The organism is Tabrizicola soli (assembly GCF_015999335.1).
GTDB lineage: Bacteria > Pseudomonadota > Alphaproteobacteria > Rhodobacterales > Rhodobacteraceae > Tabrizicola > Tabrizicola soli.
On sequence record NZ_JAEACP010000024.1, the window covers coordinates 22407 to 45118 of the forward strand.

16 protein-coding genes are annotated in these 22712 nt (G+C 60.7%); 4 read left to right on the plus strand and 12 right to left on the minus strand.

Annotated elements, in window-relative coordinates; translation table 11 throughout:
- Nucleotides 1-309 precede the first annotated feature (309 nt).
- A complete protein-coding gene (locus tag I7S92_RS19465) occupies nucleotides 310-654 on the minus strand; it encodes a hypothetical protein (RefSeq protein WP_197647180.1) in 345 nt (114 codons plus the stop codon).
- Nucleotides 655-804: 150 nt separating this feature from the next.
- Here I7S92_RS19465 and I7S92_RS19470 point away from each other — a divergent pair, with 150 nt between their 5' ends.
- Complete coding sequence (locus I7S92_RS19470; RefSeq protein ID WP_197647181.1) at nucleotides 805-1014, plus strand: hypothetical protein; 210 nt, start codon at nucleotides 805-807, stop codon at nucleotides 1012-1014.
- 319 nt (nucleotides 1015-1333) lie between these two features.
- Here I7S92_RS19470 and I7S92_RS19475 read toward each other — a convergent pair whose 3' ends face one another.
- The 3 genes from I7S92_RS19475 to I7S92_RS19485 all read right to left on the minus strand — a co-directional run bounded on the left by I7S92_RS19475 (nucleotide 1334) and on the right by I7S92_RS19485 (nucleotide 5549).
- Entirely contained in the window at nucleotides 1334-3823 is a 2490-nt protein-coding gene (locus tag I7S92_RS19475; RefSeq protein WP_197647182.1) for an AAA family ATPase, read from the minus strand.
- 86 nt (nucleotides 3824-3909) lie between these two features.
- Nucleotides 3910-4941 (minus strand): hypothetical protein, encoded by a 1032-nt coding sequence (locus tag I7S92_RS19480; protein ID WP_197647183.1) that lies wholly within the window; start codon nucleotides 4939-4941, stop codon nucleotides 3910-3912.
- Between the two features lie 80 nt (nucleotides 4942-5021).
- Nucleotides 5022-5549: a hypothetical protein gene (locus I7S92_RS19485; RefSeq protein ID WP_197647184.1), complete on the minus strand. Its 528-nt coding sequence runs from the start codon at nucleotides 5547-5549 to the stop codon at nucleotides 5022-5024.
- Between the two features lie 120 nt (nucleotides 5550-5669).
- Here I7S92_RS19485 and I7S92_RS19490 point away from each other — a divergent pair, with 120 nt between their 5' ends.
- Nucleotides 5670-5861, plus strand: a complete 192-nt coding sequence (locus I7S92_RS19490) for a hypothetical protein (protein WP_242070294.1) — start codon at nucleotides 5670-5672, stop codon at nucleotides 5859-5861.
- Nucleotides 5862-6286: 425 nt separating this feature from the next.
- Here I7S92_RS19490 and I7S92_RS19495 read toward each other — a convergent pair whose 3' ends face one another.
- From I7S92_RS19495 to I7S92_RS19530, 8 genes are all read right to left on the minus strand, one after another.
- The gene (locus tag I7S92_RS19495; RefSeq protein WP_197647185.1) at nucleotides 6287-6889 is read right to left on the minus strand and encodes a 4Fe-4S single cluster domain-containing protein; all 603 of its coding nucleotides are present in this window, start codon (nucleotides 6887-6889) and stop codon (nucleotides 6287-6289) included.
- On the minus strand, nucleotides 6886-8718 hold the full coding sequence (locus I7S92_RS23540) for an AAA family ATPase (protein ID WP_206761126.1): 1833 nt from the start codon (nucleotides 8716-8718) through the stop codon (nucleotides 6886-6888). Before I7S92_RS23540 ends, I7S92_RS19495 begins: the two co-directional genes overlap by 4 nt.
- 5 nt (nucleotides 8719-8723) lie before the next feature.
- Entirely contained in the window at nucleotides 8724-9917 is a 1194-nt protein-coding gene (locus tag I7S92_RS19505; protein WP_197647186.1) for a coiled-coil domain-containing protein, read from the minus strand.
- A 3-nt stretch (nucleotides 9918-9920) separates the two neighbouring features.
- Nucleotides 9921-11795: a hypothetical protein gene (locus I7S92_RS19510; protein WP_197647187.1), complete on the minus strand. Its 1875-nt coding sequence runs from the start codon at nucleotides 11793-11795 to the stop codon at nucleotides 9921-9923.
- Nucleotides 11792-16684 carry an AAA domain-containing protein gene (locus I7S92_RS23545; RefSeq protein ID WP_197647188.1) on the minus strand — a complete coding sequence of 1631 codons (4893 nt, stop codon included), beginning with the start codon at nucleotides 16682-16684 and terminating at the stop codon, nucleotides 11792-11794. Before I7S92_RS23545 ends, I7S92_RS19510 begins: the two co-directional genes overlap by 4 nt.
- 190 nt (nucleotides 16685-16874) lie before the next feature.
- Nucleotides 16875-17246, minus strand: a complete 372-nt coding sequence (locus I7S92_RS19520) for a hypothetical protein (protein ID WP_197647189.1) — start codon at nucleotides 17244-17246, stop codon at nucleotides 16875-16877.
- Nucleotides 17247-17303: 57 nt separating this feature from the next.
- On the minus strand, nucleotides 17304-17522 hold the full coding sequence (locus tag I7S92_RS19525) for a hypothetical protein (RefSeq protein WP_242070295.1): 219 nt from the start codon (nucleotides 17520-17522) through the stop codon (nucleotides 17304-17306).
- Between the two features lie 357 nt (nucleotides 17523-17879).
- Complete coding sequence (locus I7S92_RS19530; protein ID WP_197647190.1) at nucleotides 17880-19760, minus strand: sigma-54-dependent Fis family transcriptional regulator; 1881 nt, start codon at nucleotides 19758-19760, stop codon at nucleotides 17880-17882.
- 298 nt (nucleotides 19761-20058) lie between these two features.
- Between I7S92_RS19530 and I7S92_RS19535 the strand changes: the two genes are divergently transcribed.
- Nucleotides 20059-21117 (plus strand): NAD(P)-dependent alcohol dehydrogenase, encoded by a 1059-nt coding sequence (locus tag I7S92_RS19535; protein ID WP_242070296.1) that lies wholly within the window; start codon nucleotides 20059-20061, stop codon nucleotides 21115-21117.
- A gap of 44 nt (nucleotides 21118-21161) precedes the next feature.
- Nucleotides 21162-22694, plus strand: coding sequence for an ABC transporter substrate-binding protein (locus I7S92_RS19540; RefSeq protein ID WP_197647191.1), 1533 nt, complete (start codon nucleotides 21162-21164; stop codon nucleotides 22692-22694).
- Nucleotides 22695-22712: the final 18 nt, after the last annotated feature.

Below are 22712 nucleotides of genomic sequence, written 5' to 3' on the forward strand. Positions count from 1 at the left end.
GGGGCCGTCGTCTTCGGGGCAGGGCGCTGCGCGCGTCCTGCCTGAACTTCCGTCTCTCCCGTCCGGGCCAAGCCCGGCTCATGCTGCGTCCGCGCAGCTCCTTTCCGTGTCATCCATCGTTGTCCTGCCTTTCCGGCCCCCGGTTCTGCGAAGCGTTCAAGAACAAGCGTGAATGGAGCTTCTGCCCCCTCGGGCCACCCGGCCCGCATCACAAGAATAGTCTACGTCCCCTGCCGGCGTCCCGGCCGAAACAGGTTGGCCACCTCGAAAGATGTGGACAACCGCCTGCTGTCGCCCGCCCGGACCCGTTCACACGGGACCGAAGAGATCCAGCTGCCGCGCATCGCACGGCATCGTCTTCCGCTTCCTACGCGGCCGGGGCGGGATGGAACCGCGACCGCCGATCTTTCCGTGTCCGGCCTGAGCGCGCCCGATATCATCGGGCACGCTCCCCTCGCACAGGCGCTTCGCGAACCGCTTCAAGATGTCTTCCGCCCAAGACGGCACCCAAACCGAAACCCTACACATACCCGCCGCCTTCTTGCGTTCCGCCGAGGCCGCGCTGTAAACGCGATGCTTGGTCCTGAAGGACGCGCTGCTTTGCTTCGATTTACCGCTCTTCCGCTTCGAGCCCGTGATAATGTCCTTGGCCATTTTGGCCTCCGCTTTGGTGAAAACCAAGCGTTCTGCTGCTGATGACGCCTTCTGCGCCTGACCGGAAAAATAGCGATAACAAAGATCTCACGCCATGCTGCCGCCGCCCGCCGTGTGTGAAAGATGTGGATTACGCGCTCACAACGACGGTTGACGCCAAACCGCATCCGACCCACAGCCTCGGCGCTGACCTCGGCGCTGACCTCGGCGCTGACCTCGGCGCTGACCTCGGCGCTGACCTCGGCGCTGACCTCGGCGCTGACCTCGGCGCTGACCTCGACGCTGAGGGGGCTGAGAAGCCGAAAGTGCAGGCGCCCCCGGGCGCAGGTGCCTTCGGCCGTGGCAAGACCAGTTGTGTGACACGACTCTTCTCCGGCCTGTCCCTGATCCGGGGCCGCCCGCATCACGGATCGGGCGGGGTGCCTGCGGCGCTGTGTTTGGTTTTTTTGGATGGGTGGGGTTTGGGGAGGCTTGGTTGTTTGGTCTTTGGGTCCGAGGAAAGAAAAAGGAAAAGGAGAACCGCCACCGCTATCACCTGAGCAGGGTGCCTGCGGCACCTGTGTCGGGTTCTTTTGGGCAATGGGGTATTTGGGTTCTTTTGTTTGAAATGATCCTGTCGGTCTCCCGCCGCTGTTCCTGCGTCATCGCGCGAACAGCGGCGGGAGCTATGGCGCGTGGATCACCGGGTTCCGTCCTCGGCCAGGTCAGGATCGCTTATGTCCGGCATTTGGTCGTGTCCACCTGCGTGCCCGGTGTCGCGTCCCTGTCCGAAAGACTTTCCCCCGAGTACCGATTGCCGCGCTGTCAGCACGGGATTGTGGGATTCGGGCATCACGCCTTCGGGTGCGCGGCTGGCGGCAGGTTCCAGAACAACGCGGTCGAGGAGCGCCGCGAGGGCGGGTCCGGACAGCACGCCGGTGGCCTCAAGGGTCGCCGACATCTCCGCGAGGAGCTTCCTATTTGCGGTCAGGATCCGTGTCGCGCGTGCTTCGGCGTTGCGCAGGTGGGTCTCGACCCGTGCCCGAAGACCGGGATCGTTGCGCAGGTGGCTCTCGCCCCCGTCGACCGGGCCAAGCCAGATCAGCGATTCCCCGAGTCCCCACGAGCTCTCCAGCGCCGTCGCCAGCCGGGTCGCCTTTGCGAGATCGCTTTCCGGAGCGCCTCCCGCGCCGGTCGTGATGCGACCGAAGATCAGCTGCTCGGCGGCCCTGCCCGCGAGGTTGATGGCCAGATGGGCCTCAACCAACGGCCGATCTTCTGCATGGTCGGCCAGGCTGGCGGCGGTGAAACCGCCATCGGACGCGAGCGCCACGGTGGACACCCGGGCACGCCCGGTCGCGGCCCCGACAATGGCATGTCCGGCCTCGTGCGCCGCGACGATCCGGCGCAGCTCCGGGTGCAGCGGGGGCCGCGCCTCCGTGATCGCGGCGGCGAGATCATCGAGCGTGAGGTCGCGCCGGTCCCGCCGCGCCGCGCCCCGGGCGCTGCGCACCGCTGCCGCGATATCGGCCCCTGACATGCCGAGGGCGGCCTGAGACGCCGCGGAGAGGTCAGCATCGGGGAGGTCGGCACCGAGCTGCCAGCGGATCGCTTTGGGCAAAAGCGTGAAGTCCGGATGGGGCAGCGTCAGGATCCGGTCGAATCGACCGCGCCGCACGATGGCCCTGTCGAGCTTCTCCGGGTGGTTCGTCGCCGCCATGACGATGACGCCTTCATGCCCCTCATAGCCGTCGAGCAGGTCGATCAGCGCGGTGACGATGTAGTCGGTGTAGGCGGAATTGTGGTCTCGGGGTCGAGCCCTGTCCCCGAAAGCATCGACTTCATCCAGAAACAGCAGCGCGGGCGCTTGCTCGGCCGCGGTGGCAAAAGCGGCCCTCATCGCCCGGATCATGTCACCGGAGCGGCTGCTTTCGCTCGACCACTTCGCCACCGACCCCGCGACCACGGCAATCCCCGCTTCTTGCCCGATGAGCCGGGCGAGCTGCGTCTTGCCCGAGCCCGGCGGCCCGACCAGAAGCGGTCCGCGCGCGACGTCGCGCCAGCCGATCTGGCCCTCCTGCCAATCACGCAGATCGCGGATCATGGCCTCAAGAGGGTCGCGGACAGACTTTGGCAGGGGGAATTCCGCCCAGCCCGCGCCTTCGGACGGGGGCGGGCAGAGCGCTTCGGTGATCGCCCGCACCGCGGCCTCCGGATTGGCCGCGCGCAGGGCGAGGGTGGCCCGGTCCGGATCGAGGCGTGAGACCCGCGCAGAGACCGGAAGGGCCGCGAGGGCCGAATCCGCTCGCTGGCCGGGGTAGACCATGTCGAGCAGGACCGAAAGCATCGTCCGGTCCAGCGGCGCCAGCACGCATACCCGCGGATGAAGGGCGCGGACTTCACGCGGCGCCGTGCCGGCGACAGCGGTGACCAGCACCAGCGCCCTGCCTTTCTCGAGCGCCTCGCCTGCCTTGTCCGTCAGGCCGCCCAGAGGACGGTGGCGCTCGGGGCTGCCGGTCCGGACGGCATCCAGCGCGTACAAGAGTTCGGGGGTGTGGGCGACGTCCGGCCAGAGCGCAGGTTCGGCCACGATCTGCTCCAGCGTCTTCTTGACGGCATAGTCGAGGGTGGCGCTGCCGGTGGCCAGAAGGGTGACCGCCCCGCGCTCGCCGAAGGCGGCGGCCAGCGCCTCTGCGTTGCCGAAGGTCGCGGCGATCCGGACCGCCGAAAGCAAGGTCCCAGCCTTGGGGCGCCAGAGAGTGGCAGGCTCTTTCGCCGTCGGCGGGCAGGGCGGCAGCAGCGGACCAAGATCCGCCGCCGCGGCTTCGATCTGGTCGAGCAGGTCATCGACGGAAAGGGTATCGTCGGCGTCGGCGTCGGGAACGGTCGCGGCGTTGGCCCCGGCAGGTTCTGCCGACCCAGACTTGCTGGCCTGCGCGGTGGTGCGGGCAGCATCCTGATCGGGCGTTGCCGGGGCGGCGCCCGGCTTGGCGGGGGCCGAGACGCGCCAGCCGGCCCAGCCGCAGCCTTCGACCGCGGCGAGGATGGCCTCGGCGAAGGGCCGCCAGTCCGGCGTCAGGAGCGTCGTCTCCGGCGCGGTGGCGGTGGGATTAACGCCCATGGGCGTCTGCGAGGCAGGCATGGCTGCGGAGGACATCAGCGCATGGGAGCGGGATACGGGTGCCGTCATGACAGTCTCCTGTGACAAGAGAAAAGAGGGAGGCGACCCGCCGCCAAGGGCGGGAGGCAGGCTTGAAAAGGCAGGGGAAGCAGGGGTCAGGCGGGACGCTTATCCGCCTCGATCTGGTCCAACAGGCCCATGATCAGGTCGAAACCCCACGCCTCATATATCTCGCTCTTGACGTTCAAGACCCCCGCATAGACCTCCGGCGGGACGACGACGTCGAGATGATGCCGCCGCAGAGTCGCATGGGCGGCGGATTCCTGAGCGCAGGCGTCATGGCCGGTCGCCATGGGCAGCACCCGGACCAGCTCGACTCTGGCGCTGCGCGGCAGGCCCAACTGATGGCGGTGCCGCTTGACCGGGGTCTTCGAGAAGCCGAGCTTCAGAACATGAAGTCCCATCTGCGGCACCTCGATCCGAAGCAAATAGATGAAGGAGTTCCGAGCGTTCCAGGCGCCCCCGCAGGCGGCACATTTGACCTGGCCCCAGCTCATGTTGACCCGGGCCACCCTCTGAACATGTCCACAGCTGTGCTGGTAGACCCGATAGCCGGGGTTCCCCTTCGGATCCCGGCTCAGGCGTGTCCAGCCCTGACGCGCGGCCTCGACCTGCTCGCGCGCGCGGAGACAGCGTTCGCAACGTACATCCGTCCGCTTTGCGGCAACCCGTTCGACGAACTCGCGCTGACGGCGGACGACATGGCCGCATCCGGCCCGGTAAAGGCCGTAGTGACGATGCACAGTGTCGCGGCGCAGGAAGATGAGACCCGCAGCCCGGGCGGCATCGGACAGGTCGGCCTCCGCACAGGCGCCACAGCGCGGCTGCGCGGTCCGCAGGGTATAGGCCTTGTGCGCCGTCAGCCCCCCGCAGGCCGTGCATTCCAGCGCGACGTGGAAGCGGTCGCGCAGCCGGGCATGGACCCGGAAGCCCTTCTCTCGCGCGAAATCGTGCCAGGTGGCGGGAACCCGGCCGGGGAAGTCCACCCAGTCGCTAGCGGGAACATGCCGCGAGCGGTGCGGCACATGCAGGCGGCGCTGGCGGCTGGTGACGACCTCATAGGGGACACCGCGGACAGAGGGGCGCGTGGGGCGGGGTGCGTGGGGCTGTGTCTTGGTCTTGGGCATGGGATGCTCCTGAAACGGCATGACGGGGGAGGGCGCGGGAAGGCCCCGCGCCGGTCGCTGTCTCGAAAAGGGAGAAAGGGTCAGGCGAAGGCGGCCGGACCCGCGTCACAGTCGAGGCCCGGGTCCGCCCACGCCTCGGCGCGCGCGTCGAAGGGATCCTCGAGCGCCAGCCAGGACTCGAGCCCATCCAGCGCTGCATCGATCTGCACGTTGACCTGGTGCGCCCCGGCGATCTTACCCGGCACCCGATAGGCCCAGCGGCGCAATCGCGCATTCGCACGCAGGTCCGCGACCTCCTCGGGATCAGGCGACTCGCTCACATCCATGAACAGCCGTGCCACCCGCTGCACGCTGCGGTCAGCCTCACCCTCCGCCGGGGTCGCCAGAACCGCCGCGCAGGCCGCCTTCGTCGCCGCCAGCGACGCATCCGCCGCCGCGATCCATTGATCAACGGCCGGGTCCTGACCCGAGTACCCGCACAGGTCCCGCTCGTCCTCAATCAGGCGGGGAAGCGTGCCGAGGAAGGCGGTGAAAAGGGCCAGAACGGAAACCGACGAGGTCGGGGCTTTTCCATCACACTTTTTGACGCTATAAAGAGAAGTAGTCATTCCAGTCTCCTTGCATGAGGGTCTGTGTCTGGCCAGGACGGGGTGCGAGGTTCCAGCTCTGCCCCGTCCGTCCATGAACACTAAATAACTACATAAAGTCGTAAAGTCAAGAAGTGTGCCATGAAAAAAATGGGGCGTCCGCCCGTCGATACTGAAGCTGTGACCGTGCGTCTGCCTCGCGAACTGATCGCCGCGCTCGATGACGCGCGTCGTGAGGATCCGGAAATGCCGACGCGGCAAGAAGTTATCAGGCGGGTTCTGGTCGCATGGCAGGCTGGTCGCTCGGCCCATGACGACGCTGGCGCATCCTGAGCGCCGGTGCCTCTGGCAGGTGCATGTGAAGAGCCGCTCTTTCGCCTAAGGATTGAAGCGCCGCTGACGGATCGTGAAGTTCGCCTTCCTCGACCGTCGCGTGCCAGGCAAGCCTGCTCCTTGGTGTCAGGCCCGTTCGTCGATCGCGCGGGACGCCGCGGCGCATCTGGACCGGCTCTTCGATCTCTTGCAGGTCCAGGATCTACTCAAGCAGGGGGGAGGGGATATCAGTTCAAGCTCCCCAACCGGGTCCCCGGCAGGCCGAGGGCATGCACCGGCTGTCGTGCTATATCTTGCGCTCTGCGGCCGTCGGATAGGGGGCGGACAACGGACGTTCGTCGCAGTGAGCAGTTCCGTGACTTCGTCCCGAAAGCAGCCATTCGATGAAGTGGACGGGCCTGTCGTCGAACCTTCTCTGGCTTACTTTACCTGCAAAGCCGGTCATCGGAATGAATAAGGGGAAAGCCATTGATACCCAAACGCTCATCCAGTTCGATGCGAACCTCTATTGCCGGACGGTCATCAGAAGACGTTTCGATCGACGCGTCATATCTCTGGGAAAGATAGTGAAATCTCTGGTTCGCTGACCCCACCCAATTTCGGCTTGAGTCCCGCCGGGCAGCAACGAATGGTCCATCGACAAGTACATCTGTATGACTCAGCAATTGCTGGACTCCGGGGAGGTTACGTTGGCGCAGCTGTTCCAACCGAAAGCCAGTGAACACCATCACCGATAGTCGCCGCAACTGGCAGAAGGCGGCGACTTCCGCCAACCCCTTTGCCTGGTAGGTCGGCTCACCTCCAAGGAAAGTTACGCCTTCGATCCCGTAGATGTCACTGGCCTGTTCGATTTCCAAAGCGATCTCGGACGTCGACATCACCTGCCGACGCACGAAGGGCAACAGTTCTTGGTTGCAGCAGCCGGGGCAATCTATGTCGCAGCCCTGGACCCAAAGTGCATACCGCAACCCTGGGCCCTCAACGGATGTGTAAGGGATTCGATTTGCGATATTTAGGTAGCTGGTCATGCTGCCTCGAGCACCACTCGAACCGAGTCATCCGGAGTCAGCACGACGACGAGGGTCTTGCCGATACACATGCTTCGCTCCGAAACCTGTGTGAACAAGAAATTCGACACCGGGTCGATCAACCACTTTGTCAATGCTGTTATGGCACCACGCCCCCCCATAGTCGGTTCGATGTCGCGGGCGACCCTGTCAAGAAATGTACGCTCGTCCGCGATCCGAACAGCCCGGATGCCATACTTGTCTTGGAGCTGCGCCCGAAGCGGGCCGAGTTTGCTGCGCATGATTTCGGCCAGAAAACCTCTGTCCCGAACGAAATTGAACGCGACGATATTGTCACCAATGCGGTTCAGAAGCTCGGGTCGGCCCATGTCTCGGACGAAATGGTCCCGCACTCTGCGTTGAAATGCGTCCCTCGCCTCTTCGTCACTGGATGCCGGATCGATTTCTGCTGCGCCAATATTCGATGTGAAGATGATGATTGCTTCAGAAAAACTTACAGTTTGTCCGCGTCCATCCGTTAGTCGACCGTCCTCGAGTATCTGAAGGAACTTATCGAGAATCCGCAGGTGAGCTTTTTCAATCTCATCGAAGAGTAGGACGCAGAATGGGCGTTTCCGGATGGCATTTGTAAGTTGTCCGCCCTCCTCATAGCCAACATATCCTGGAGGCGCGCCAACAAGTCTTTGATCGCTGTGTTCGTGGTTGAACTCGGACATGTCAAAGCGAATGAAGGCTTCCTCATCGCCGAAAAGGAATTCTGCAAGGGCCTTTGCCAGCTCCGTTTTTCCGACCCCCGTGGGCCCGACGAAGAAAAGTGTTCCCTTCGGCATTCGTTGCCTTCTGGAATGCTGCAGTCCTGCAAGTCCGGTATATGCTCGGATCGTTACTGAGGTTACCTTTTCAATGGCGTGTGATTGCCCCTTCACCCGCTCCGCCAAAACCTCAGGCATCGTTAGGAGTTTATCGCGACTGAGCGCCTCCCAAGCGCTTGTTTGGATGCCGTGGCGATAGAGGCTCAGAAGCTGGTCGGCAGTCAGCTCCGCAGTTTCGGCAGACCGGCGGGACAGCTCTTCGATGTTGAGAATATCCTGACACGACATCCCGTCCAGAGCATCGACGAGATCGTCGTAAGCCACCTGGCCTCGCTTGGGCTGGTTCTTCAGTTTCCACTGATGGAGGCGATCTCCTAGAAGCGTCGTCCGCTCCTCTCGATCCGGCAGCGGCACCACTACCTCGCGGACATGGGCAGGTCCAGGCAGCATGGAGAGGGGAAGCGCATGAGCGGTAGGCGAGATCAAGACCAGAAGATTTCTGGGGCCCGTTGCCTCCGTCGTGTCCCGTCCGATGATTGCCTTGGCAAGTCGAGCAAGTAGGTCCCGCTCAGTTTGCGAAGGCTGTTGGCCGAACGAGAAAGCGAAGTTAGCTAGATCGACGACAAAGGCTGTTGGTCGGTCTGTACCATCTACCATTGCGGCAAGCATAACTGCGACAAAGTCCTCTGTGGTCACAGAAGCCCCTTGCGGGCCGCTATCGAAATGCGCCTCAGGTGCGACAGCATAGGCCGCGCCACTCGCCTCCCTGGGCCCTACCGCTCTTGCAAGATCCTCCCATCTCGCGGCGTCGCGACCTTGAATCCCTGTCACCGGATCCCATTCGATCACCGTCTTGAAGGTCCCTTCCCGAATAGCGTCGGCAACCAGTTGCGGCACACGTTGATACTCCATCGTCCAAGGATTTCGACGCAGATCATGGACTTCTCCGTGAACGACGATGCAGGAAATTAACCCGGCGTTGGCTTCCAGGCTGAGCAACCAGGTTGGGCGATGCACGGAAGTCACTTCCTTCGTTCCCCAGAGCTATCCGGCAAGCGCTTCTCCGACTTGCCGATCATGTCTGGATTTCGCCAAGATACCTTCTCATCTTCGAGATCGATCCCATAGATGTCCTGCAGCCGAGGCATAACTTTGTCGGCATCTTCAAGGCAGGCTTGGCCTTGGTAGTGGTCGAACTTGTAGCTCATCCCGTCCAGATTCACACGAAAGGCCGCCTGTGCTCCCGAGGGGCGCTGCGCCTTGATCACAACAGCAGAGGCCTCGCCGCCTTCGAGCTTCGGTTCGGAAACGATGAAACCCGCGTTGCGCAGTTCACGCAGCAGGCCGCCGACCACGTGCCGCCGTGCCGCCTCCCGAAGTGCGCGGTCATCGGCGTCCTGTCGAATGGTTGCTAGGCTGTCATCCAAGCTTTGCATGGTGGACCGCGCGTCGGCCAGACTGGATTGCAGATTCCTGATCATCGACTGCGCAAAATCGTCGCCCAGCCGCCTGTAAACTGCCAGCGCGTCCTCCAGAACGGCCGACATTTCACTCCGTTCCTCGTCGCGTTGCTCTGCAAGCTTCAGTGATTCCGCCTTCGTCCGTGCGTTTCCCGTTACCTCGACAATTCGCCCCTCCAGATCGAGGCGGACCTGCGCGATGTCGTCAAGACTGAACCTGATACTCTCAATCTCGTCACTTAGCGCCTTGAAATCCGGCTGGCAGAGGTCGCGTTCAATGGCTCCCGGCAAGGATTGACGGGCCTTGCGGATCATTCCAAGCAAATCCTCGCGCGCAGCCTGTTCCTGCGAAACTCTGTCGGCGCGCTCATCACGTTTGGCGGCAATGCGCTCGCGCGCGGCGTCACGTTCCGATTCGACTGCGGCCTGGGCCGCTTCCCTCTCGGCCGCTTGGGCTGCTCGACGGTTCTCTCGGGCACGGCCGCCCAAGGAGCGCATCAAGGCGGACAGGCGGATGTTTTCCTCTCTCGCCTGCTCCGGATCTTGGGAGAGGAGACGCTCGACCCGCTCAAGGGATGCGCGACATCTACGGTAATCCTCGGGGACGTAGGCGTCCAAACCCTGTGCAACCAAGGAGTCTAAGCGCTCCCGATTCCTTAAAGCATAACCCTCTGTCACCTCTCTGATGCGGCCGAGATACATCTCTCTCCGCCTACGTGCCTCGATCCGCCAGGCTCGTTCCGCGACAAAACTCATGGGTCAGCGCCTTTTCTTTGTGTTTTTGGAAGAACTCATGAAAATTTCTGCTGTCATCGTTTCTATACCGTAGGGTTTGCATCTGGCTACAAAATCGCCGTCCTGCGCGACAAGAATTACTTTGTTGCCAGCTTGGCGGTATGGAATCAGAGTTGCAATGATCTGCCCATCCTCGTTCGGCGTATCACCCGGTGCGAGAAAGCTGAAATCATGAAAAGGCGCCGCCCACCGGTCTCCTGGCAGTTGGCGAACTGAACGCAAATTCCTTCGGCTTATCATGCGAAAGTCATCCCGCTGCCCTTTCTTTCGCTCGACTTCGCCAGCAACTGTCTGTGGAAAAACAAGGAAGTCGGTGGGCAAGAGATGGTCTACAAGATCATCAAATTCGATAAAGGACGAAGTGTCGAAAGCGATAACTCTGTCACAGGACTGCGGAACCGATACCAATTCATGAGTGGTCTTCTGTTTGCTTGACGCCAGTTCCTTTGCTGAAGGGTCGAGATCCGCGAGTTCCGGATGAGTTTTGCGGAACTTCTCCAATCGGAGGTCGCGGGACAATGTTTCCAGCAAAGACTCCAGAACTGGATATGGAAGCTTCTTCAGAGCCTGGACGATTTCTACCATCCATTTACGCTCGGCGGTTTGGCTACCTGACTGTTCGTACAGCCGGCGCCAGAAGTCTGCCGGGTCCAGCCAGTAGGCTGGCAAGACAACAATCTCTGGGGTATCGGAAAATCGACATTCCGTTTCGAGCGCTGCGATCACATCGCGCCAGGCTGACCCCTCAGAGAGAAATCCGGGTACTGCGCGATAGACACCTATTTCAGCGTGCACGCCTTCCCAAATTACCGGAAGCCGAGAAAACTCACGCCCCTCGCTCGCCCAAAAGACACCAGAAATTCCTGGATTGTCATTGCGCGGATAAGCAACCTGCATAGCCTGTTTCTCCGAAGACATCGATATAGTCGTCGGTTCCTTGATGTGGGCCGCAGGATCAAGTTCCACCAGAACAACAGACTGTGCCAGGGCAAGTCCCGCCCGAACCGACTCGGGAAGGCCGCGGGTCAAGAACAGACCGCCCAGACTTTCTGGTAACTGGCAGTCGATGGAGTACTCTACTCCTTCTGCAACTGGCTTCCGCAAAGATCCGTCCAAGCTGTTCGGCAGCAGCCACGAACGTCGCACGATCTGACTCAGACCGCGCAAATACTCGCTTTCTCGAGGATCTCCACAATCGACGGAAAGTTCACCGTCGCGGAGGACGAGTTCTGCCGTGCTGCGTCGCCATCGGTGGCCGACCAGTTCTGATGCGGCTGTGTATAGCTGCACGTCGTCGTGCAACTCGGTCCTAAGTTCACGCTCGACCCAATGTGTCGGCGGGTGCCGGAGGAAGGGTTCGGCAGGAACGCAAAAGCGCTGGTCATCCTCCACCTCAGGTGCGAGATCGTTGCCGCCGACGATTTCTTCCAGAACCGGGTCAAAGAATCGCTCGATCTTCCGAGTTTGAGCCGCTTGCTTTTCTGTCTCCGACATATTGGACCGATGTCCCAAATTTGTTGTACTTCGTCCGGGCGCGAGGTCGATAATTCGAAGCAATAGAGGATCGACATCGCCTTCCCCAACTCGATGCACACGGCCGCGATCAATCAAGTCGGAAAGCACGTCAGGCAGGATCTCTTGGGAACCAGATATTCCAAAGAGCTGACGGAAAAGCTCGGTAATGGGAACTGCGGCCAATGGGTTGCTGCTGGTCGCGAACTCTTTCACTGCAGCTTCCAGCGCCCGATGCAAAGGCGTCAGTTCTGGAAGGAGACGATAGGCAACCTCTGCACGAAGGTGCAGCACCGGAAACCAGACTGATACGGACCCGAGCCTCATGTATGGCGATTCCCGGACCGGGTCGTACTTTCCCCAAGGATGTCTTTGGCCTGCCATAGGCCACCGATAGCCTTGATGTCGTCTATGATTTGGCCATACACGCAGACCCGCTGTGATGGACCACCATCAACAGGTTCGATCGCGACATCGAACCTCTCGAATGTCTTTCGCGCACCGACAACGATCAACAGGTCGCGCGCACGTGAAAAGGCGACGTTTATCCTTTCAAATTTCGCCGGGTTTGAATTGCTGCCAAGACGCCGTGATCTGTTACGGACCATGCTCACGATCACAATGTCCGCTTCCTTTCCTTGGAACCTGTCGACCGTTTCGACGTCAATCTGCTGATCGTTGAATCGCCGCCCGAGCTTTGCCTTCAGCGCGTCTCGGATCAGATTTTTTTGGCGATTATAAAAGGTTGCGACCGCGATGGCCTTTTTTCGCTGTTCCCTTTCGCACCCGTCAAGGATGTCTTCGACCATTTGGGCCACAAGGCGTGCTTCAAGCTTGTTGCCGATGCCCTTACCGTCGCTGTCTTCATAGGCGGGCCGCCCTGCTTCGTCATCTGAACTGTCGATCCAGAGCGCATGCAGGTGCGGGACCAGATACTTCCCTCCCGTGCGAGAATTCAGGGTGAGACCATGCATCCGCCATGACCACCCGGAACTATGATCAGACCCATCCGGATCGATCAATCCTGACTCCAATCGGCCGTCGTAGAAACGATTTACAAGGTTCATAATTTGAGGATGCATTCGATATTGGGTCTGCAACGCGGCTTTTGCCCCGGCATCAATCTCTGCGAATCCGTCTCGAAACAGAGATGCGGTAGTCAGGCGTTCATACTTGCGAAGTAATTCGGCCTCACGCTCGAGGGCATCCTGGTCCTCATCTTCCGTCGGCGACTTGTCTGACGATCCGAAAGACGCAAACTCGAAGGTCGGAGGAAGTTGGCGATGATCCCCGACAAGGATGGTCTTTGGCGCTAGGAGCATGGGGCGTAGAAGTTCCAGTGGCGTCGCCTTGCTGACTTCATCGATGATGACCACATCAAATCGGGGAAAGCCGCTATCGGATAGTATTTTGAAGTCAGAATTACAGGTTACGCCGATGACATTCGCACTGCGGACGTAGCGCTCTCCCATTCGATCGGAGGCAGGGGGATTCTCTGCTTGCCGCCTAAGGTCGATGACCCACCGATCCAATTGAGGCAACCACTCCCCGAGTGGCTCAGTGTCGTCCAACCGCACCCTTTGTAAATCGGCATGACGTTCGACGACGTTGATCCCAGAAGCCAGATCTGTCGGCGCCCCCGGCAGATCGATAATGCTGCTCATTTCGGACAACAGATTCTGGCTCTTCGCATGTATCTCGCTCGCACGGCTTTGCGCGTCCTCAAACGACTGCCGCGCCCGCTGAACGGCCGCCTCGAGATGAGCAGGAGTCAATGAAGAAGTATTCTCTCCATCGAGGAGCTCTGGCGGAGGGAAGACCACACTGGGCCATGAGGCGAGTATCTTCCGCCTGATCTCCTCGGCTTCCAGCGAACCAGCCCCGTCTGCACTCAGCAGAGCCTGGATGCCCCGAACACGCTCCTGAGTTTGGCTGTGTAACGCACGTGGCGAGACGTCAAGGCGCGGGGGCTTGCCGTCAACAGAAGCAAATAGCCTGAGCAGTTCAGTCGCGTCAGAAGCAAGCGCCGGAGAGAAGCAGGAAGGATCCCATTCGGACAATGTAGCGAGGGCATCATGCGCCATCTCCCACCAAGCAGCGCGTGCTCGGGCTTCCGAACTCATCGCTTGAAGGCGCCGGACCTCCGCAAGCCTTACTTCCAAACGGCGCAAGTTGTCTTCGCCCTTCTTCAACTCTGAAGCGGCTTGGCCTCGATCAAGTTCGAGCTTGCGGGCACGTTTCAGCCAGCTCTCCATGCGCCCGACTTCATCCGTTAGCGTCCGAAAAGGATTGCATACTTCTTCCACATGCTTTGCGGCCATACGATACCAGTCTGCAACGGCAAGCGACTTCTTCTGTTCACCCTCGCTCTTGCTGATCCAAAGAGGTCGGACCTCAGGATCACCGATCAGGCGCTCAAGTGCGTTCTCGACAGCGAGGTTCGTCTGCGATGCAATCAGTACCCGTAGTCCGGATCGCACGAAATGTGCACAAGCCGCAGCAATCATCGTTGTTTTTCCGGTCCCGGGCGGGCCTTGGACGTATGCGATTTCCGGTGCCGCGAGCATGACTTCAACCGCTGCTCCCTGGTCCTCATTGAGCCTGTAGAGTTTGGCGATCTCTTTATTCAGGAGCCGACCTGGTTTTGCGGTCGCGACTGCTGCCTGCGCCACATTGAACAGGGTTGCCATCAAATACGGTGCGGCGGGCAGACGATTGCCTTGACGGTATTCCGTCGCTCCGAGTTGAAGTTGCGCCAAGGCACTTCTGTATCGGGATAGCTGAACCTCTGAGCCAATTGCCTCCGTCATATCACGAAGTCCTAGCGGTGTGCCGCTTGGTAGGTCGCTGAGTTCGGAGGCATCCCGGCGCGAAAATTTCATGCTCACCCGGTAGGGAAGTGAACTCGTCCACGGGCAATCTTGCATGCCAACAGGCTGCGGCTGCGCAGGACCAATCACCTTGTAGTCAATGCAACGATAGGCTTTGGGGTTGTCTTCACGGCCTTTCCGGTGCCATGCCTCCTTCAGCATATACACTTCGAGACTTTGGCGTGCGTCTCCTCGTGCCCCTTCACCCGAGAAGCTGCGGACTGTGTTCTTGTCCTCACAATAGACTTCGCCTTCCCATGTGTCGTTCGTCCATGTCCTTGGACCCAGCGCGGCCCAAGGAGCTTTTTGCAGGATCAGGTCGCTCGCCCAACTAAGGTAACCTTGCCAATCGCTCAAACGACCTTGAAGTTCATCCAACAATGTTGGGGACGACGCATTGGCCTGGTCCAGAAGCTCGTCCAGTGGCGAGGCCACTAGCGGCAGCGAGGTCCGTGACGAATGGCGCACTAATGCTACGGTCCGCTCGAACGGACGCGGCTCACAATCTGGAACCAAAGCTGCGTCAAGAATGAAGAGTGTCGTGTTGTCAGGCGTTTTCTTTGAGCTGTAATCAAGACGACAGAGCACACAAGCTGACATGGCGTCTGGAAGCCGTTCCCGAAGTTGAGGCAACACCAGTGCAGGTCTAACCAATAAAAGGAGGCTTTTGTCTGCTTTCGATATAATCGAGATGAAGAATTGACGTTCATCTTCATCATCGCCAAACACGATATCGCAAAAGCGGTCTATAAGTGCTGCACGCTCGTCCTCGGCCGGCGTGGTTTCACCAAGAATGGACGCCAGAACAGTTGCGAGCCTTTCATCGTCCTTTCCTTCGTACCCAGTTTGCACGCGACGCTGAAGCAAGATCGGTTGTGTGGCTTTAGGAGATGGCCCATCGCCCTTCCGCCTATATGACAAGCGTACATGATGTGTCTGGCTCTGGAGGTTATCTTGCTCCCGAAAGGAGTTCTTGGTTGAATCATAGACCATTCCGGCACGTTCTGCGCGATCCAGAAGTCTGAGACGGAGTCTGCGTTGCTCGCGTTCAAGATGCTCAAGTTGGCCTTCTTCCTGTCGTCGCCAATCAAGGAGGTCCGCGTCGAGCCTTGTCCGCCGTCTTTCAATCACCTGCGCAAGCCGTGTAAGATTCTTCTTTGCACGTACTTGTTGCGCAGTCGCAGCAGCGATTTCCTTCTCAATCCCAGCAATTTGGCTTTCCGCCTGACGGATCGTGGTCGCCAAGTTTGCCTCGAGTTGGCTCTGACAGTCATTGTCATAACGCGTCTGCAACGTCAAAAAATCAGACCGCTGCGCGTCCAGTGTGACGGAAAGCTCCCCAGCCAATCGCTCGATTTCAGCGATGCGCGTCGAGGCATCACTGATGTTCTGCCGAGCTTCTTCAATCAGCTTTCGGCGAACGGCTTCGGGCAGCAAGCCCAGTTCTCGTGTATGTTCCCGACCCAGTTCATCAAGCTTTGCCTTGAAATTTTCTGCCGCCGCCCGAGCAATGTCCAGACGCTCCTGTTGCGCGGCGATGTCCGTCAGGATTTCATTCTCCCCTCGCCACAAAAGGTTCCGAGGGTCAAGACGGCGCGCAAGCCAGCCAAGATGTCGCGCTGCGTCCAACTGTGACGCGCGATCGCGTGCCGCATCTAGCTCCTTTCCTAGCTTCTCCAGTTCGGTCTCAGCAGAAGAGAACTCATTGCGCCTGTCCGCAATCGTTTTAGCTATTGCCTCTGCGGAGCGTTGAAATTCAGCAGTAATGTTGTGCTTCTCTCTTGCAAGGGCGTCTTGGTATTTTTCCGGTTCGCCACCCGAAGCCAGGATCAACACGATTTCGTCGCTGTCATTCCTGAGCGCTGCACATTCCTGCCCCTCTAGAAAGAGCTTCTCGGCGCGATCCCTGAGAATTTTGATCTGCTTATCACGTTTCTCTATTTCATGAGCCGTATCTGACAAAGCTGCTTCGACAATAGATTTAGCCGCTGCAATCTCTAATTCGGTCCACTGGTTTGACTTCCATCTATCGGCGAGCGATTGAATGCGGATACGATCGTCTTCAAGTTTCCGAATCTGGGCAGTTGCTGTCTCGTAACCTGCTTCTGCGCTTGTACGGTATGCCTGCAACCGTTCAAGCCTAGTCATTGCGCTTTTTTCTAGCAAGGACTTCGCAACGAGGAAGTCTTCCCGGACTCGATTAGATTTATGGATAGATGATTGCAAATTCACTTCGTCTTGGCGAAACGCGATGCGCACATGATCAATCAGGAGGCCTGCAACACCTTCGGAGAATCGTTTCGAAGATGTACCCTTTGGTATTCCGTCCAAGTTCGTCGCTTTCACTCTACGGATGCATGTTGAACATGCTTTTTGTTGAAACTGATCCGTTCCTGGCAATCCCTTGCGCCAAGATTCGATGCGCCACCGTTCTTTAGTCTGGGTATTTCTTGGGGACGTATAAATCTGAAACTTCCAAGAACAACGGCACAACTATGCTGCAAGTTGCGATGCTCATTGAAACTGGCAAACATACTCAAACTGCACCACCTTTTTGGTTCAGCATCATCGTGTCAATTTCTGGTTCATCCCAGCGCCCAGAAACTGCCATCCACTTTTCGATCTCAGCTTTCAGTCCCGGCTCGTCAGCGCACAAATGAAACGTGTAGAGCCGGTTCACGATATCTCGCATCAGGTCGTGCATTTCCTTGTCACTGATACGCGAGACATCTGTCCACGCGATGTGTTGTCCATAGGCGTCGACGACGGTCACGTCGCTCCAGTCGCCGGCCTTTGTTTCCGGCGTCTTGCCTGCATGGAGGGTTTCAAGGTGCGTATTGCGCACGCACAGCATCGCCATGGTCTTGGCAAGTTTGGCCGCGATACGCTTTTCGGCTTCATTGTTCATTGGCACAGGTTAATGCCAAGCGTATCATCGTGCCATAGGGTTCAGGATGTGCTTGGCTCAAAAATCCGTCTCGACGCAGACCCCCGCACAATCGTAGGCGGAGGCGGTCGCGCCGGTTTTCATGAACAGCCGCTGCGACAGGAACTGCGTGGCCGCTGGCAGGTCGGCGGCGATTTCCTGCTCGAACACCGCGCCGGAAACCTCGTCGACGACGCGCACCCAGACGGATGATCCGTTCGGTGGGGCAGCGATGAAGAGGGTGAGAACGCCGCCCAAGGCGATGGCGAAGGACCCGCCAATGTCGGTCAGCGTCGATGCGACCGTGCCGTCGCTTGCGACAAGCTGTAAAGTGAGCTCGGGTCTAGACCTTCGAACGACCGCTTACGAGTGTGCCGCTTAATGAGCCCGACCGACAGTTATGGGCCGCGAGCGACGCCTCGTTCGATAAGGGCGGAAAGCGGACATTCAAGGCGTGCCTCGATCTTTAGACCGTCCAGGCAAGACTTCGGGCTGTACGCCGGGCATGCCATGCCCGTCGTGTTCAGTCACTGCAGGTCTCTACGGACCCGTCCGGCTCGTCCAACACAGCCATCACGGCCACCGGTCCCGCCGACCCATGACCCGCTGTCCTTGTCAGGATTCCGCTAGCAAGTGCTTGTAGATGGTTGTCCGCGAAATGCCGAGTGTTCTCGCCGCCTGCGCGATCCCACCATGCTGGCGCACTGCATCGCGGATAACCCGGCACTGGCTTTCCTTCCACGGCACCCCCGAACATTGCGGACACGCTTGGATGGACTGCTGTGGCGAATGACTTATTGGCAGGAAGGGCGCGAAATTTTCGGCGCGCAGCTTGGGCCCTGACGCCTGTATCACGGCGTTCGCGATGATCGACCGCAGTTCATGCAGATTTCCCGGCCAATCATGGCGCGCAAGTAGGGTAAGGGCAGAAGGATCAATGTCGAAGCCCTCTCCCTGCGCGCGCACGAAGCGGCGTGCCAAAGCATCCAGATCGCTGCGGTCCCGCAGGGGCGGCAATAGGATCGAGAAGCCTTCGATCCTGTAGCGGAGGGCGGGCAGCAGGCGGCTTGCCGCGACCTCGGCGGTCAGGCTGACGGTCGCGGTGCTGACGAAGAGGACGGGGCACCGAACTTCGCGCCCGTCCGCCGGATGCCTGAAAGATCCGTGATCCAGCACATGCAACAGCGTCGCCTGCGCGGAATGTCCCAGCGCCGAGACCTCGTCGATGCAAAGCGTCCCATGCGCGGCCTGTTCGATAAGCCCCGGCGCACCTTTGGGCCTACCGAGAAGGGCAGCTTCCGCATCGGGGCCGAGGGTTCGGGCGTCCACCGACACGAAAGGCCCGGAGCGGCCGGACGCAGCGTGTGCGAGGCGGGCGATGATTTCCTTGCCGGTGCCCGTTTCGCCCTGGATGAAGATGGACTGTCCGACGGTGGCGACCTTGGGCAGGGGACGAAGGCGGCGGATGAGCTCCTCATCCTCGATCACCACGTCGCGGAAGAGGTTCCTGATTTCTGGGGCGGGTGTCTCGCTTCGCCGCGCCTGCTGCGGATTGGCCGCAGAAAACAGGCGGACCGCAAGCGCAAAGCTCGCCCGGTTGGCAACGCAGCGCACCGATACGGCAGAGCCCATGCGGTCCCGCACGCGCAGCGTTTCCCCCTGCGCCAGACGCAGGGCCACATCCTCGAACCGCTGTTCGAAGATGGAGTCGAAACTCGTGCCGATCAGGTTGCGGATTCCGGCCAGAAACATCTCGCCCTTGCGGTTCACGGCATGGACCGAGAAATCATCCTCGAGCACCAGCATACCCACCGACAGGGTGCCAAGATATTCGGGGCGCGGGTGAAATTGTAGGACGATGCGTCGGTCATGGGCCGACCGGATCAGGCAGTTCTCGATATTGCTGGCCGACATCTGGACAAGAGCAGCCGTGTGCTGCTGCCGCACCGTCGAGCGCGAGGAGGCATCCAGAATGCCCGCAAGGCCACCCCGCCCGTCGAAGATCGGCGCGCTGATGCAGGACACGTCCGAATGCGCCCGCAGGAAATGCTCTCCCCCGTAGACCTGTGCCGGTCGTCGGGTCGAGATGCACAGACCCAGCGCATTCGTTCCGCGCAACTCCTCGGTCCAGACGGAGGCGGGAACGACCGCCTTGCCGGCATCGCTTTCCGCGAATTCCGTGTCCACGAGCGTTTCCAGCACCACCCCTTCAGGCGAGCCGAGCGCGATCATGAAGTTAGACCCCGCGATCTGGTCGAACAGCAGTTCCAGTTCGGGTCGCGCGAAACGCACCAGATCGGCGTGGTGGTCCTGCGTCAGCTTGAACTCGGTATCGCTCAGAATCAGCTTTTCATGGCGCGCTAGGGGATCAATCCCGAGGTGCAGACTGCGCAACCAGCTATCCGAGATGTCACCCGGAAGCGCGCCGCCCGGAAACCTTCCCTGGCTTTCGAGCATGTGGCGTGCGCGCGCGAGCGCGGTCGTGCGGATTTCCATCGCCAAGTCACCTCCCGCTCCTCGGCACAGGCGAAATGGTGGATGTTCGGGCCGCAGAGTCAACCACGGCACATGATTCGCCGCCGGAATGTCCATTTTCTGGACGGTCGAAGGGGGCGCGGTTCCCGCCCCTTGAAGGGCTGTCCCGTCTCTGTCCGCAAAATGAACAGGCCGGACGGCCACCTGTAAAGGAGCTGTGCGCACCCTGCCCATGCTGCGCCGCAGCGTTTGTGACAGCCGCGACATGCACCACTGCTCTTGCCGTGCCGCCGGTATCGGGGCGGTCTTTCCAAGGCGCATGACGATGAAAGCACAGGTTCTTCACCAATACGATCCCGCCCTGACGGCACCGACATGGGTGACGATGCAGGATGTTCCCGACCCAAAGATCCAGAAGTCGAACGACGTGATCGTCCGCATCGGTGGCGCGGGCGTCTGCCGCACCGACCTGCACATCATCGAAGGCATCTGGCGGCCGCATACCGACCCGACCGGCACCGGCCTCTTGCCCCTCATCATGGGCCACGAAAACGCAGGCTGGATCGAAGAGGTCGGCCCCGAGGTCGAGGGCTTCAAGAAGGGCGATCCAGTCATCGTCCATCCCAAGGTCACGGGCGGCACCTGCATCGCCTGCCGCCGCGGCCATGACATGCATGGGGAGGGCAAGTTTCCGGGGCTCGACTCCAACGGTGGCTATGCCGAATTCCTGCACACCTCGGCGCGCAACCTGATCGCCCTGCCCAAGACGCTGGCACCGAAGGATGTCGCCCCCTATGCCGATGCGGGTCTGACGGCCTATCGCGCGGCGAAGAAGGCCGCGCAGCAGCTTCTGCCGGACCAGTCGGTCGTGGTCATCGGCGCGGGCGGTCTGGGCCACATCGGCATCCAGGTGCTGCGGGCCATGTGCGCGGCGCGGATCATCGTGGTCGACATTTCCGACCGGTCGCTGGAACTCGCCGCGCAGGGCGGTGCCGACCATCTGGTCAAGGCCGATGGCGGCGAGGTCGAGGCGGTCAAGGCGCTGACCGGCGGCAAGGGTGCCGAAGCGGTGCTGGATTTCGTGGGCGAGAAGGGCACCACGAAGAAGGGCATCGACATGACCCGCCCGGCAGGCAGCTACTACGTGATCGGCTATGGCGAGAACATAGTCGTCCCGACTGTGGACATGGTGATCACCGAGAAAAACATTATCGGCAACCTCGTCGGCACATGGGCCGAACTGACCGAGCTGATGGCGCTGGCCGACCGCGGCCTCGTGGAACTGCACACCAAGCACTACGCGCTGGCCGACGCGAACCAGGCGCTTCAGGACCTGAATAATGGGCTGATCAAGGGTCGCGCCGTCCTCGTTCCCTGAGGGCGGTCGCATCCATGACGGAAAACACTGGGAGGAGAGACGACATGACCACCAAGACCACCCTTCGGGGGGCACTGCTTGCCACGTCCGCGCTGATGATCTCGGCCGGACTGGCGGCAGCACAGGACTATTCGAAATACGGGATCAAGGAAGACGTGCCGGGCGCATGTTCCTTCGCCTCGATCGATGCCAAGGATTACTCCGGCCGCACGCTGAACATCATCACCCACGCCATCCCCGTGATCGGCGAGCCGACCGCGCTGCACGCCCAGCAGTTCCAGGAACTGACCGGGGCCACGGTCAACGTGGTGCATGTGCCCTTCGGCGACCTGTTCCAGCGCATCATGATCCCGTTCCAGACCGGGCAGCAGGCCTATGACGTGCTGTTCTTCGCCTCGCTCTGGCTGGGCGACTTCAACCCCTACCTTGCCGAAGTGCCGCAGGCCTATCAGGAAGTCTCGGGGATGCAGTCGGTGACGCCGACCTACAAGGGCGTTGCCACGTGGAACGGCAAGATGCTGAACTACACGATGGACGGCGACCGGCATTACCTGAAGTACCGTTCCGACGTCTTCTCGAACCCCGAGATGCAGGCGCTGTTCAAGGAAAAGACCGGGCGTGACCTGACCGTCCCCGCCACGTGGGAGGAATACAACGAGGTCGCCGCCGTCTTCAACAACATGGACTGGGACGGCGACGGCGCGCCGAACTTCGGTACGGCCGAAGTGACCAAGCGCGACGACCTGATGTTCTCGGCCTTCATCAGCCGCGTCGCGGCCTATGCCAAGCATCCCGACGTCAAGGGCGGCTTCTTCTTCGACCTCGCAACGATGGAGCCGCTGGTCAACACCCCCGGCTGGGTCAAGGGGCTCGAGATGTTCGTGGCGGCGCAGGCCTCGATGCCTCCGGGCGGCACTTCCTTCGGTCTGGGCGACGAGATCTTCTCCTTCGGTGGCGGTCAGGCACTGATGTCCTATTCGTGGGACGACGCCTTCATCCAGGCGATGCAGGAAGACAGCCCGATCCGCAACAAGGTGGCCGCAGCCCCGCTTCCGGGCGCGACCGAGGTCTGGAACCGCACCACAGGACAGTGGGACAAGTTCGACACCCCGAACACCGCGCCCTACGTGACCTGGGGTTGGTCCTCGGCCGTCGCATCCGCGTCGGAAAATCAGGACATGGCCTTTGACTACCTCTGCTTCTTCGGCAACGAGGCAAACACGCTGGCCGATCTGCAGATCGGCCGCTTCGGTGTGAACCCCTACCGCGAGGCGCATTTCGACCCGGCCTTCTATGAAACCGAACTCGGCTGGGACGTGAACACCGCCACGACCTATACCGACACGCTCAAGGCCATCGACGGCGGCCAGAATCAGGTCTTCGACCTGCGCGTACCCGGTGTAGGCGAGTTCATGTCCTCGCTCGCCGCAGGCGTTGCCCGCGCCCAGTCGGGCGAGGCCACCGCGCAAGAGGCGCTGGACGGCGTGGCCGCCGAATGGAAGGCGATCGTCGACCGCATCGGCGTCGACCGCGTCCGCGAGGCCTATGCCAACGTCGTCGCGCTCGAAGACAAGTAAGCTCCGACACGACCGGGG